The organism is Burkholderia sp. Bp8992, assembly GCF_003853705.1.
Lineage (GTDB): Bacteria > Pseudomonadota > Gammaproteobacteria > Burkholderiales > Burkholderiaceae > Burkholderia.
In genome coordinates this window covers 15,153-27,865 of record NZ_QTQI01000035.1, presented here as the reverse complement: position 1 = coordinate 27,865, position 12,713 = coordinate 15,153, and the positions used below count along the sequence as shown (strand labels likewise).

At 67.0% G+C, this 12,713-nt stretch carries 10 protein-coding genes; 4 read left to right on the top strand and 6 right to left on the bottom strand.

The window, feature by feature from the left end; all coding sequences use genetic code 11:
• Window positions 1–56: 56 nt before the first annotated feature.
• On the bottom strand, window positions 57–1,424 hold the full coding sequence (locus tag DIE03_RS33875) for a site-specific integrase (protein ID WP_181461640.1): 1,368 nt from the start codon (window positions 1,422–1,424) through the stop codon (window positions 57–59).
• Between the two features lie 301 nt (window positions 1,425–1,725).
• Here DIE03_RS33875 and msrB point away from each other — a divergent pair, with 301 nt between their 5' ends.
• From msrB to DIE03_RS33855, 4 genes are all read left to right on the top strand, one after another.
• Entirely contained in the window at window positions 1,726–2,256 is a 531-nt protein-coding gene (gene msrB, locus DIE03_RS33870) for a peptide-methionine (R)-S-oxide reductase MsrB (RefSeq protein WP_124456498.1), read from the top strand.
• Window positions 2,257–2,291: 35 nt separating this feature from the next.
• Window positions 2,292–4,181 (top strand): cytochrome c biogenesis protein DipZ, encoded by a 1,890-nt coding sequence (locus tag DIE03_RS33865; RefSeq protein WP_124456497.1) that lies wholly within the window; start codon window positions 2,292–2,294, stop codon window positions 4,179–4,181.
• Window positions 4,182–4,239: 58 nt separating this feature from the next.
• Window positions 4,240–4,983 (top strand): peptide-methionine (S)-S-oxide reductase MsrA, encoded by a 744-nt coding sequence (msrA, locus tag DIE03_RS33860; RefSeq protein WP_124456496.1) that lies wholly within the window; start codon window positions 4,240–4,242, stop codon window positions 4,981–4,983.
• 204 nt (window positions 4,984–5,187) lie between these two features.
• Window positions 5,188–6,303, top strand: a complete 1,116-nt coding sequence (locus DIE03_RS33855; RefSeq protein ID WP_124456495.1) for an aromatic ring-hydroxylating dioxygenase subunit alpha — start codon at window positions 5,188–5,190, stop codon at window positions 6,301–6,303.
• Between the two features lie 18 nt (window positions 6,304–6,321).
• Here the strand turns inward: DIE03_RS33855 and DIE03_RS33850 are convergent, their stop codons facing one another.
• From DIE03_RS33850 to DIE03_RS33830, 5 genes are all read right to left on the bottom strand, one after another.
• Window positions 6,322–6,711: a cytidine deaminase gene (locus DIE03_RS33850; RefSeq protein ID WP_124456494.1), complete on the bottom strand. Its 390-nt coding sequence runs from the start codon at window positions 6,709–6,711 to the stop codon at window positions 6,322–6,324.
• Between the two features lie 24 nt (window positions 6,712–6,735).
• Window positions 6,736–8,052, bottom strand: a complete 1,317-nt coding sequence (gene deoA / locus DIE03_RS33845) for a thymidine phosphorylase (protein WP_124456493.1) — start codon at window positions 8,050–8,052, stop codon at window positions 6,736–6,738.
• A gap of 32 nt (window positions 8,053–8,084) precedes the next feature.
• The gene (locus DIE03_RS33840; RefSeq protein ID WP_124456492.1) at window positions 8,085–9,359 is read right to left on the bottom strand and encodes a NupC/NupG family nucleoside CNT transporter; all 1,275 of its coding nucleotides are present in this window, start codon (window positions 9,357–9,359) and stop codon (window positions 8,085–8,087) included.
• A gap of 254 nt (window positions 9,360–9,613) precedes the next feature.
• A complete protein-coding gene (gene hydA / locus DIE03_RS33835; RefSeq protein ID WP_124456491.1) occupies window positions 9,614–11,071 on the bottom strand; it encodes a dihydropyrimidinase in 1,458 nt (485 codons plus the stop codon).
• 63 nt (window positions 11,072–11,134) lie between these two features.
• The gene (locus DIE03_RS33830) at window positions 11,135–12,643 is read right to left on the bottom strand and encodes an NCS1 family nucleobase:cation symporter-1 (RefSeq protein WP_124456490.1); all 1,509 of its coding nucleotides are present in this window, start codon (window positions 12,641–12,643) and stop codon (window positions 11,135–11,137) included.
• Window positions 12,644–12,713 lie beyond the last annotated feature (70 nt).

Here is a 12,713-nt window from a genome sequence, read left to right as displayed (position 1 = left end):
GCCGATAAGCTGCCAGTCGGCCGGATATGAATGCCTGGTTTGATTGAGGCCGCGGATTATGATTTGAACAGGAAGCGTACGTTTCTAGTATCTTCGCCCAGTAATTCCGACAGACGGTCGCCCCATCGTCTCCATGCATCGCGCATCTGCTCGTCGTAGTTGAACTGCAGATAGATCCGATCAAGCGGATCGTTACGCGCGTGATTCAGACATCGATGCACAATGCTCTCAGCAATACCAAGCGACTGCATCATCGTTCCGCAGGTACGACGCAGGTCATGGCATTTCCATTGACCACCCGAGACAATAAGCGTATCCGTTGCTGTCGTGCGACCTTCGGTCGATGCACCCTTCCCGCGTTGCCGGTCACGGATCGCCTTGCACGTTGTGTGGATAGTGACGTGCGGAATCTTGCCTTGTTGCGACGGAAATACATATTCGCGACGCACGTCGTCCTCGAGCAATCCAGCGCGCACAATGTGCTGTGCCGCAAACTGCGCAAGGACGAAATCTGAAAGATGAATCGTAATCGCCGCGCTTGACTTTGTACGTTCCTTTGGAATCGTCCATGTCCGCGCCTTGAAGTCAAGATCAGCCCATCGAGCCACGAGTGTTTCACCGACGCGCGTTCCGCAAGCAAGCATCACCCATACCGCTGACTCAATGGATCGCGGAAGCCGTGCAGCCGGCATAAGTTCACCCAGCGAGCGAATTTCGTCGTCCGACAGCGTGCGATGGCGTTCGTTGTCACGTACCGGGTCGTAATCACCTGCAACGACATCCTCTTTTGCGAGCGCGAGCACATCACAATCGATGAGCAAGCGTTTCCACGGCTGGTTGCGCTCGCCCCATCGAATCATTTGCTGGACGGCCCCCAACACCTCGACCGAGCGCCGGTTGTATCCCGCGTCGGAAATCGCGGTAAGCAACGGCAGAACGTTCGACGCAAACACGCCTGCAATCTTGTGTGTACGGAGAGCCGGCAACACATGTTTTTCCATCGCACCTCGAAGCATCCTACCACCATCCTTTCGGCCTTTCTTACCGCGCTTCTTGTTGACGGTCGCGAACCACGTATCGAACAAATCGCCGAACGTGAGTTCCGCTGTCGCCGCCTTTTCAACCTTGGCCTGACGTTCACGCTTATTCGCTTCGAGATAGTCCACACCGTCGCGCGCATACGAACGAATCGTCGCCGCGGCTGCGCGTGCCTCCTCTAGCGACAGCCGTCCTTCAGTCATGATGCGCCCCCACGCCTTGCCGAGCGGCTTGTCGTGTTGCTTGCCATTGATGCTGACGCGAACAAGCCAGGTTTTCGAGCCATCCGGGCCGATGCGCAGGAACAGTCCGCGCCCATCCGAGAGGAAATACAACTTCCCGGTCGCCTTCGCGGCTTCGATTTGTCTAACCGTCAGAGCACCCATGATCGCCCTCCTTTGATATTGCAACCAGGTTGGCCCGCGCATCTCTACGCAGAGCCTACTCCACATCGCAAACACTAAAAAAACACTAAAAAGTTGCGGCTCGTGCGGGATTTCCACGGAAGTGGACAAACCACAAATACCCGGCAAACCCTTGTCAGACCGGGCCTTGAAGGATTTCACCGGACCTGGCCGGATTCCCCAAAAAACAATCACAATTCATTTAACTTTCCGTGAGGACTTCGACACCGGCCGTTGCCTACGATGGGCGCATGTTTTCAGCACCTGCTTCCAGGAGCCCGTCATGCCTACCCGCAGACATCTGCTGTTCGCCGGCGCCACCGGCCTTGCCGCGCTCGCCGCGCTGTCGTCCGCCGGCCGGCGCGCATTGGTCGGCCGCGCATTTGCCGCGCCGCCGGTCGGCGCACCCACGGCGGCCCCTTTCGAGGTCACGCTCAGCGATGCCGAATGGCATCGCCGGCTCACGCCCGCCCAATACACGATCCTGCGCGAAGCCGGCACCGAGCGGCCGTACAGCAGCCCGCTGAACGACGAGCACCGGACCGGCACGTTCGCCTGTGCCGGCTGCAGCCTCGCGCTGTTCTCGTCCGCCGCCAAGTTCGACAGCCATACGGGCTGGCCGAGCTTCTGGAAGCCGCTCGACCACGCAGTCGACACCCACACCGACACCACGTTCGGCATGGTCCGCACCGAAGTGCACTGCCGGCGCTGCGGCGGCCACCTCGGCCACGTGTTCGACGACGGCCCGCCGCCGACCGGCCTGCGCTACTGCATGAACGGCCTCGCGCTCACCTTCCACCCGGCTGCCGCCTGATCCGGCCCCACTCCCGACCGACTGGAGAACGCACCATGCTGCTCATCGTCCTTGCCTATCTCGGCGGCGTGCTCACGATCCTGAGCCCCTGCATCCTGCCCGTGCTGCCGTTCGTGTTCGCCCGCGCCGACCAGCCGTTCGTGCGCACCGGCCTGCCGCTGCTCGCCGGCATGGCGCTCACGTTCGCCGTCGTCGCGACGCTCGCCGCCGTCGGCGGCGGCTGGGTCGCGCAGGCGAACCAGGCCGGCCGCTGGATCGCGATCGTCTTGCTCGCCGTGTTCGGCCTGACGCTGCTGATGCCGCGCTTCGCGGAACACCTGACACGCCCGCTCGTCGCGGCCGGCAACCGGCTCACCGGGTTCTCGCAGCGCGACGGCCGCGCGGCCGGCCCTGCGTCGTCGCTGCTGCTCGGCGTCGCGACGGGCCTGCTGTGGGCGCCGTGTGCAGGCCCGATCCTCGGCCTCGTGCTGACCGGCGCCGCGTTGCGCGGCGCGAGCGTCGGGACCACGCTGCTGCTCGTCGCGTATGCGGCCGGCGCGGCGACGTCGCTCGCGGTCGCGCTCGTGATCGGCGGCAAGGTGTTCGCCGCGATGAAGCGCTCGCTCGGCGCCGGCGAATGGATCCGGCGCGGGATCGGCGCGGCGCTGCTGGCCGGCGTCGGCGCGATCGCACTCGGCCTCGACACCGGCGCGCTCGCGCAGCTGTCGACCGTCACGACGGGCGGCCTCGAGACGAAGCTCGTCGAGCGCCTCGGCGGACGCTCGAACGGCGCACCGGCAGAACCGGCAGCACCAGCGGCACCAGCCGCGATGGCCGCAACCGGCAACACCACCGACAACGCCACCGGCGGCGCGATGATGGCCGCGGCAGCCGACGAGGCACCGGCCGGCGGCGGTGCGATGGCCGGCAGCGCGATGATGCGCGCGGCCGTCACGACGCCGTCCGCGCTGCCCGTCGAAGGCACGCTGCCGTCGCTCGACGGCGCCGTGCAGTGGCTGAACTCGCCGCCGCTGACCGCAGCCGGCCTGCGCGGCAAGGTCGTGCTCGTCGATTTCTGGACGTATTCGTGCATCAACTGCCTGCGCACGCTGCCGTACACGAACGCGTGGGCACGCAAGTACGCGCCGTACGGGCTCGTCGTGATCGGCGTGCACGCGCCGGAGTTCGCGTTCGAACGCGACATCGGCAACGTGAAGAAGGCCGTGCACGACCTCGGCATCGACTACCCGGTCGCGATCGACAACGGCTATTCGATCTGGCGCGCCTTCAACAACGAATACTGGCCGGCGCACTACTTCATCGACGCGCAAGGACGCGTTCGCCATCACCACTTCGGCGAAGGCGAATACGCGCAGTCGGAGCGCGCGATCCAGTCGCTGCTCGCGGAAGCCGGCCATCCGGAAGCGCTGAACGTGCCGCTCGGGCTCGCCGGAGCGCCTGCGAAGGGCGCGCTCGCGGCAGCCGACAGCGCGGACGTCCGCTCGCCCGAAACCTATGTCGGCTATGCGCGCGCAGAAAGCTTCGCGTCGCCGGGGGGCGCCGTGCGCGATGCTGTGCACCGCTACGACGCGCCGGCCCGGCCGGACCTCAACGACTGGGGCCTCGCGGGCACCTGGAATGTCGGCGGCGAGCGTGCGTCGCTCGCCGCCCCCGACGGCCGGATCGTCTACCGGTTCCATGCACGCGACCTGCACCTCGTGCTCGGCCCGGGCGCGAACGGCCAGCCCGTGCGCTTTCGCGTGACGCTCGACGGCGCGGCGCCCGGTGCCGCGCACGGCGCCGACGTCGACGCGCAGGGCTACGGCACGGTCACCGGCCAGCGCCTTTACCAGCTCGTCCGGCAGCCGGGGGCGATCGCCGATCGCACGTTCGCGATCGAGTTTCTCGATGCCGGTGTCGATGCGTACGCATTCACTTTCGGTTGATCGCGTGCGCCGCCACCTGGCCGCCGCGTTCTCCGACCCGTTCAAAAAGGAGCAGAAGATGATCCCGATCTCCACCCGCGATGCCGCAGCGCAACGGCGCGCGACTTTGCTGCGCCGCATCGGCGCCGTCGCCGTCGCGGCCGCCGCCGTGTTCGGCTACCAGCGCATCGTCAATTCGGCGGAGCCGATGCGCACCGTGCCCGCGCCGACGCTCGACGAAACCGCCGGCGCGTCGCACGAAGAGACAGCCGTGCTCGCCGGTGGCTGCTTCTGGGGCGTACAGGGCGTGTTCGAGCACGTGAAGGGCGTGAAGCAGGTCACGGCAGGCTATGCGGGCGGCGCCTCCGAAACCGCGCACTACGCGCTCGTCGGCTCGGGGCTGACGGGGCATGCGGAATCGGTGCGCATCGTCTACGACCCGACGCAGATCACGTACGGCCGGCTGCTGCAGGTGTTCTTCTCGGTCGCGCACGATCCGACCGAACTCAACCGGCAGGGTCCCGACGAGGGGTCGCAATATCGGTCTGCGATCTTCCCGACCACCGCGCAGCAGCGCGCGGTCGCGACCGCGTACATCGCGCAGCTCGGCACCGCGCACGTGTTTGCGGCGCCCGTCGTCACGCGCGTCGAGGACTACAAGGGGTTCTATCCGGCCGAGACCTATCACCAGAATTACCTCGAGCTGCATCCCGACGCGCCCTATATCGCGTTCAACGACCTGCCGAAGGTCGCCGGGCTGAAGCAGCGCTTCCCGGCGCTGTACCGTTCCGACGCAGTGCTGTGGCGCGACGCCCGCTCCTGAGCGCCCACCCGCCGCGCGACGGGTTATCGCCCGGCGCGCGCCGCCTGCGGCCCCGTTTGCGCCGCATCAACGAAACCGCGGCCGCGATGCCGGGGCAAACCCGCATCGCGGCCGCCGCGGCGGGCAACTTCGCGTAGACTTCTCCTGATCCCCCGCCGCTTCTTGCGGCGTCCGGACCACCCGCCCAGCCAGGAGGCGTCACGCATGCTCGCAGTACCCTTGCCTGACAGCAACACCGTTGGAGAATCGTCCTCCGGCGCGACCGTGCGCGATCTGCGCCGCGTGCCGATTCACCCCGATCACTGGTATCCGCTCGCATGGTCGCGCGAGCTCAAGCGCGGCAAGACGCTCGGCGTGCGCTTCGCCGGCGACCCGATCGTGCTAGTACGCACCGAGTCCGGCGCCGTGTATGCGCTTGAGGATCGTTGCGCGCACCGCCAGGTGCCGCTGCACGCGGGCGTCGTCAGCGGCGAAACGCTGCGTTGCTGCTATCACGGCTGGACCTACGCGTGCGACAGCGGCCGCTGCGTCGACGTGCCCTACCTCGGCCGCGAGCGCTTGCCCAACGGCGTGCGTGCATATCCGTGCCGCGAGGCGCACGGGCTGATCTTCGTGTTTCCGGGCGACGCGACACTTGCCGACTCGCGGCCGTTCCCCGCGCTCGAATCGGCGGACAACCGCGCGTACAAGACACGCCGCTTCGGCCGCGAGGTCAAGTGCCACTACTCGTTCATGCACGAGAACCTGATGGACATGAACCATCAGTTCCTGCACCGCAAGCAGATGGGGCAAATGCGCGCGCGCTCGGTCGGCCGGCGCCGCGGCGACGACTGGGTCGAGGTCGACTACACGTTCGCGCGGATGGAAGGCAAGCAGCCGGTCGGCGAGGCGCTCGTGTTCGGCGCGAGCAAGAAGCCGGCCGACCAGTCCGACAAGAGCGTGATGACGGTACGCACCGGCTACCCGTACCAGACGCTGCAGATCCGCTCGAGCGAAGGCACGCTCGTGATGGACCTGTGGATCGTCTACGTGCCGCTCGATGCCGAACAGCGCACCAACCGCACGTTCGGACTGCTGTCGATCCACAAGCCCGGCATCCCGTTCGCACTCGATCTCGCGTGGCCGCTGCTCGTGTGGTTCACCGAGCGCATCTTCCGCGAGGATCGCTGGATCGTCGAGCGCGAGCAGGAAGCACACGACGCCCAAGGCGCCGACTGGAACCACGAGGTGTTTCCGGTCATCAACGAGCTGCGCGACCTGCTGCGCCAGTGCGGCGCGCGCACCGTGATCCCGATCCGCGAAACGCGCGACGGCGCATGACGCGTGCGGCGCGCGCCGTTACAGGCTGAATGCGCCCGGCAGCAATGCGCGGGCCGTCGTGACTTCGACGGCCCCCTTCAGGTTGGCCAGGATCACTTCGATATCCGGCAGGCCGATTTCGATGATCACCTGACGACACGCGCCGCACGGCGCGATCGGGTCATCCGTGTCGCCGACGACCGCAAGCCGCGCGAAGTCGCCCGGACGATAGCCGGCGGCGATCGCCGAAAACATCGCCGTGCGTTCCGCGCAATTGCACAATCCGTAGGACGCGTTCTCGACGTTGCAGCCGTGGAAAACCGTGCCGTCACGCGCCTGCAGCGCCGCGCCGACCTGGAAGCGCGAATACGGCGCATACGCGCGTTCGCGCGCCGCCTTGGCCTGTTCGATCAGTTCGTCTCGTTCCATCGAGAAGGTGCCTCCGGAGTAGGGTCAGCTGATCTGCTGGTAAAGGGTCGGCGGCACGTCGCCCGTCTCGCCGAGCACGTAGCTGCGCCGGACCGCGTCCACCGCATGCGCCGCGGACGCGTCATCGCGCGCATGCACGTAACCGAGCGGCTCGCCGGCCTCGACGCGCTGCCCGATCTCCGCCAGCGCCGTGAGGCCGACGCTGACGTCGATCGCATCCTCCGCGCGCGTACGGCCGCCGCCGAGCGCGACGACCGTCAGCCCCAGCCCGCGGCAATCGACCCGCTGCACCACGCCGGTCGAAGGCGACGGAACCGGCACGATCACCGCCGCCCGCGCGAGGTGCCGGGACGGCACGTCGATCAGGTCCGCAGGGCCACCGAGCGCCACGACCATTCTCGCGAAGCGTTCGGCCGCCGTGCCCGAATCGAGCGCCTGCTGCAGCTTCTCGCGCGCGTGGGCGACATCGCGTGCCAGCCCGCCGGTGACGAGCAGTTCCGCCGACAGCGCCATCGTCACGTCATGCAGGCGCGCCGGGCGCGCCTTGCCGGTCAGGTAGTCGATTGCGCATGCGACCTCGAGCGCATTGCCCGCGCAAGGCGCGAGCGACTGGTTCATGTCGGTGAGGATCGCGGTCGTCTTCATGCCCGCGCCGTTGCCGACGTCGACGATGCTGCGGGCCAGTTCCGCCGATTTCTCCGCGGTCGGCATGAACGCGCCGGAGCCGACCTTCACGTCCATCACGAGCCCGTCGAGCCCCGCCGCGAGTTTCTTCGACAGGATCGACGCGGTGATCATCGCGACCGACTCGACGGTCGCCGTCACGTCGCGAATCGCATAGATGCGCTTGTCGGCCGGCGCGAGCCGCGCGGTCTGCCCGATGATCGCGACGCCGACGTCGCGCACCGTGCGGCGAAACGCATCCGTCGCGGGCATCACGTCGTAGCCGGGAATCGCGCTGAGCTTGTCGAGCGTGCCGCCCGTATGGCCGAGCCCGCGCCCGGAGATCATCGGCACATAGCCGCCGCAGGCGGCCACCATCGGCCCGAGCATCAGCGACACCACATCGCCGACGCCACCGGTCGAATGCTTGTCGATCACCGGCCCGTCGAGATCGAGCGCGCGCCAGTCGAGCACGTCGCCCGAATCGCGCTGCGCGAGCGTCAGCGCGACGCGCTCGTCGGTGCTCAGGTCGTTGAAAAACACGGCCATCGCGAACGCCGCCACCTGGCCCTCGGTCACGCTGCCGTCGGTCACGCCGCGCACGAACGCGGCAATCCCGTCACGATCGAGCGGCTGCCCGTCGCGCTTCCTGCGAATGAATTCCTGCGGTAGAAACATCGTTGCCTCTCTTCGAACGGTCGCAGTCTACGTCAATGCAGCGAAAAGAACAGGCCGGCAATCGCCGCGCTCATCAGGTTCGACAGCGTCGCGGCCGTCAGCGCGCGCAAGCCGAGCCGCGCGACGTCCGAGCGGCGCTCGGGTGCCACCGCGCTGAAGCCGCCCGCGAGAATCGCGATCGACGAGAAGTTCGCGAAGCCGCACAGCGCGAACGACACGATCGCGAGCGTCTTCGGGTCGAGCACCTGCAGGCCGGCCGCCGCGACGTGCTCGCCGCCCTTCAGGTACGGCGACAGGTCGCCGTACGCGACGAACTCGTTGAAGATCAGTTTCTCGCCGATGAAGTTGCCGGCGAGCGTCGCATCGTGCCAGGGCACGCCGATGATCCACGCCAGCGGCGCGAACAGGTGGCCGATGATGCCCACCAGCGTGACCTGCGGAAAGCCCGCGAACGCGGCCGCGCCGCCGACGATGAGGTTCATCAGCGCGATGAGCCCGACGAACGCGATCAGCATCGCGCCGACGTTGATCGCGATCCGCAGGCCGACCGACGCGCCGGACGCCGCCGCCTCGATCACGTTGGCAGCCCGCTTGTCATCGAAATCGAGACCGTCGACCACCACGCGGCTCGGCTCGACGGTCGGAAACAGCAGCTTGCCGAACAGCAGCCCGCCCGGCACCGCCATGAACGACGCGGCGAGCAGGTACTCCATCTTCACGCCGAGGCCGGCGTAGCCGACCAGCACCGAGCCCGCGACCGACGCCATGCCGCTCGCCATCACCGTGAAGATCTCGGCGCTCGTCATGTTCCGCACGAACGGCTTCACGAGCGCGGGCATCTCGCTCTGCCCGAGGAAGATCGTCGCGACGGCCGAGCATGCCTCGATGCGGCTCACGCCGAGCACTTTCGCGAGCCCCGCACCGAGGATCGCGACGATCCACTTCATCACACCGATGTAGTACAGCACGGAGATCAGTGCGGTGACGAAGATGATCATCGGCAGCACGCGCAGGCCGAATACGAATCCGCCGTCGCCGAACAGCTGGAACATGCGGGCGTCGACCAGTCCGCCGAACACGAACGCGATACCGTGATTGCCCATGTCGAGCACACGATTGACGCCGTTCGCGGCCGCAGCCAGCACCGCGCGGCCCGACGGTACGAACAGCACCAGCGCGCCGATCGCGAACTGCGTGAGCAGCGCGGCGATCATGGTCCGGCCGCTGACCGCACGGCGATTGTTCGACAACAGATAAGCAACCAGCAACAGGAACAGCATACCGAGGAGACTGCGCAGAATATCCACCTTGTGCTCCTTTCTCACTATTTGAACTGTCCGGCGGGCGGCCCTGGCCCGCGGCCCCGGCGTGGGGTTGGTGGATGTTACTCGCTCGATACGCACGCCTGCAATGACGTCAAAATCGCGGCGTCCAATTGCATCGATCGTTGCTTCTTTCGCGCTTTTCCAGCTTGTTCAGTTGTTCTATCTACCATGTATGAACGCACGCGGGGCGTGCCGTTCTCCGCCCGAACGGACACGCCCCGCATGACACGCGTCGTTCAGCCCGCGCGCTCGACCGGATGCGGCTCGCGCAGCCGGTTCGCGATCCGCGCGGCCTCGTAGTAGCCGGCCGCCGGCGGGCGCTTCAGGTAGCGGCCCGCGCCGCGCACCGCGCGCAACTCGCCGTCGGCCCATGCGAGCGCACCGCGCGTGAGCGTGTGCGTCGCCACACCCTGCACGGTCATCCCCTCGAACACGTTGAAGTCGACCTGCTGGTGATGGGTCTTCACCGAAATCGTCTTCGTCGCGGCCGGGTCCCAGACGACGAGATCGGCATCGGCGCCGACCTGCACCGCGCCCTTGCGCGGATACAGGTTGAAGATCTGCGCGGCGTTCGTCGACGTGATCCGCACGAACTCGTTCGGCGTGATGCGCCCGTGATTCACGCCGTGATGCCACAGCACCGACATGCGATCCTCCACACCGCCGCAGCCGTTCGGGATCTTCGTGAAATCGTCACGACCCATCGCCTTCTGCGACGCGCAGAACACGCAGTGATCGGTCGCCGTCGTATGCAGCTGCCCCGACTGCAGCCCGCGCCACAGCGCCTCGCGATGCTCGGCCGAGCGGAACGGCGGGCTCATCACGTGCGCGGCCGCGCGCGTCCAGTCCGGATCGCGATAGACGGCCTCGTCGATCACCAGGTGGCCCGGCAGCACCTCGCCGAACACGCGCAGCCCTTCGCTGCGCGCCCGCGTGATCACGTCGACAGCGTCCTTCGCCGATACGTGCACGATATACACGGGCACGCCGAGCACCTGCGCGATGCGGATGGCGCGATTCGCGGCCTCGCCCTCGACCTCCGGCGGGCGCGACAGCGGATGCGCCTCCGGCCCCGTCATCCCGCGTGCGAGCAGTGCCTTTTGCAGCTGGAACACGAGCTCGCCGTTCTCCGCATGCACGGTCGGCAGCGCGCCGAGTTCGAGCGAACGCGTGAAGCTGTTCACGAGAATCTCGTCGTCGGCCATGATCGCGTTCTTGTACGCCATGAAGTGCTTGAAACTCGATACGCCGTGCTCGCGCACGAGCGTGCCCATGTCGCGGTGCACGCTCTCGTCCCACCATGTCACGGCCACGTGGAAACCGTAGTCGGACGCCGCCTTCTCGGCCCAGCCGCGCCATTCGAGGAACGCGTCCATCAACGGCTGCTTCGGGCTCGGGATCACGAAATCGATGATGCTCGTCGTGCCGCCCGACAGCCCGGCGGCCGTGCCCGAGTAGAAATCGTCGCTCGCCCTCGTGCCCATGAACGGCAGTTCCATGTGCGTATGCGGATCGATGCCGCCCGGCATCACGTACTGGTCGTGCGCGTCGACGACGGTCGCGCCGGCCGGCGCGTCGATCTTCTCGGCGATCTGCAGGATCGTGCCGCCGTCCTGCGGGTCCGCGCAGAGCACGTCCGCGCGATAGGAGCGGTCCGCATCGACCACGGTGCCGCCGCGAATCAGGATTGCCATTTGGTTGCCTCCTCGTTGACTGTCGGGTGCCGCATGCCGCGCCTGCATCGCATGCCGTGTGCGTCATGCGCTCGCGATCTGCGCGCGCTGTCCGGCGCGCCACTTCATCCAGGTGCCGTACACGCCGGATGCCAGCACGAGGCCGACGAACCACGCGTACGTATAAAGCGTGTTGAAGAACGCCGGCACGTTCGGGAACGACGCCGGGAATGCCGTGTGCAGGAAGCCGGGCAGGTTCGGCAGCACGCCGACCGCGAGCGCGGCCAGCGCGGCCGGGTTCCAGCCGCGCGCGTAGCTGAAGCCGCCGCGTTCGTCGAACAGCGCGCGCGTATCGAGCTGCGTGCCGCGAATCAGGAAGTAGTCGACCATCAGGATGCCCGCGACGGGCCCGAGCAGCGCCGAATAGCCAACGAGCCAGGTGAAGATATAGCCGTCCGTCGTCGCGAGGATCTTCCACGGCATCATCACGATCGCGATCGTCGCGGTGATCATCCCGCCCGCGCGGTACGAGATGGCCTTCGGCCACAGGCTCGAGAAATCGTATGCCGGGCCGACGAGGTTCGCGGCGAGGTTGCAGCACATCGTGTCGAGCGTGAGGATCACGAGCGCAATGCCCACGCCGATACCCGTCATCCGGCTCGTCAGGTCGATCGGATCCCAGATCGCGTTGCCGTAGATCACGACGGTCGCCGACGTCACGACGACCGACACCACCGACAGCAGCGCCATCGGCAGCGGCAGCCCGATCGATTGCCCGATCATCTGGTCGCGCTGCGAATGCGCGAAGCGCGTGAAATCGGGAATGTTCAGCGCGAGCGTCGCCCAGAAACCGACCATCGCGGTCAGGCCCGGCCAGAACGTCGCCCAGAACAGCCCGGCCTTCTTGCCGCCCGCCGCGAACTGCGACGGCGCCGACAGCATCGAGCCGAAGCCGCCTGCCTTCGACGTCGCCCACCACACGAGCGCCACGCACATCACGACCTTGATCGGCGCGGACCAGCTTTCGAGCCAGCGGATCGAATCGGTGCCGTGCCAAATGAAGTACAGCTGCAGCACCCAGAACACGAGGAAGCACGCGAGTTGCCCGAACGAGATGCCGACGAGCGGCAGCGCATCACCGTGCAGCGCGTTGCCGGTCAGGATATTCAGCAACGTGTAGATCGCGCTGCCGCCGAGCCAGGTCTGGATGCCATACCAGCCGCATGCGACGATCGCGCGCAACAGCGCAGGCAGCTTCGCGCCCTGCGTGCCGAACGACGCACGCACGAGCACCGCGTACGGAATCCCGTGCTTCGCACCCGCATGGCCGATCAGCAGCATCGGCACGAGCACGATCAGGTTGCCGAGCAGCACCGTCATCACCGCCTGCCACGGCGACATGCCCTCCTGGATCAGCCCGGCCGCGAGCATGTACGACGCGATGTTCATCACCATCCCGACCCATAGCGCCGCGAAGTGATACCACTTCCACGTGCGCTGCGCCGGCGTCGTCGGCGCGAGGTCGTCGTTGTACAGGCTGCCGCCCGGCGCCGCGGCGCTGTCGGGATCGGCGGGATTCGCTGCGGATGTCATCGATCGCACTCCACGAGAAACGTCAGTACCGGCATCGCCTGATGCCGGCCCAGGGGACAACGAAAAGCGG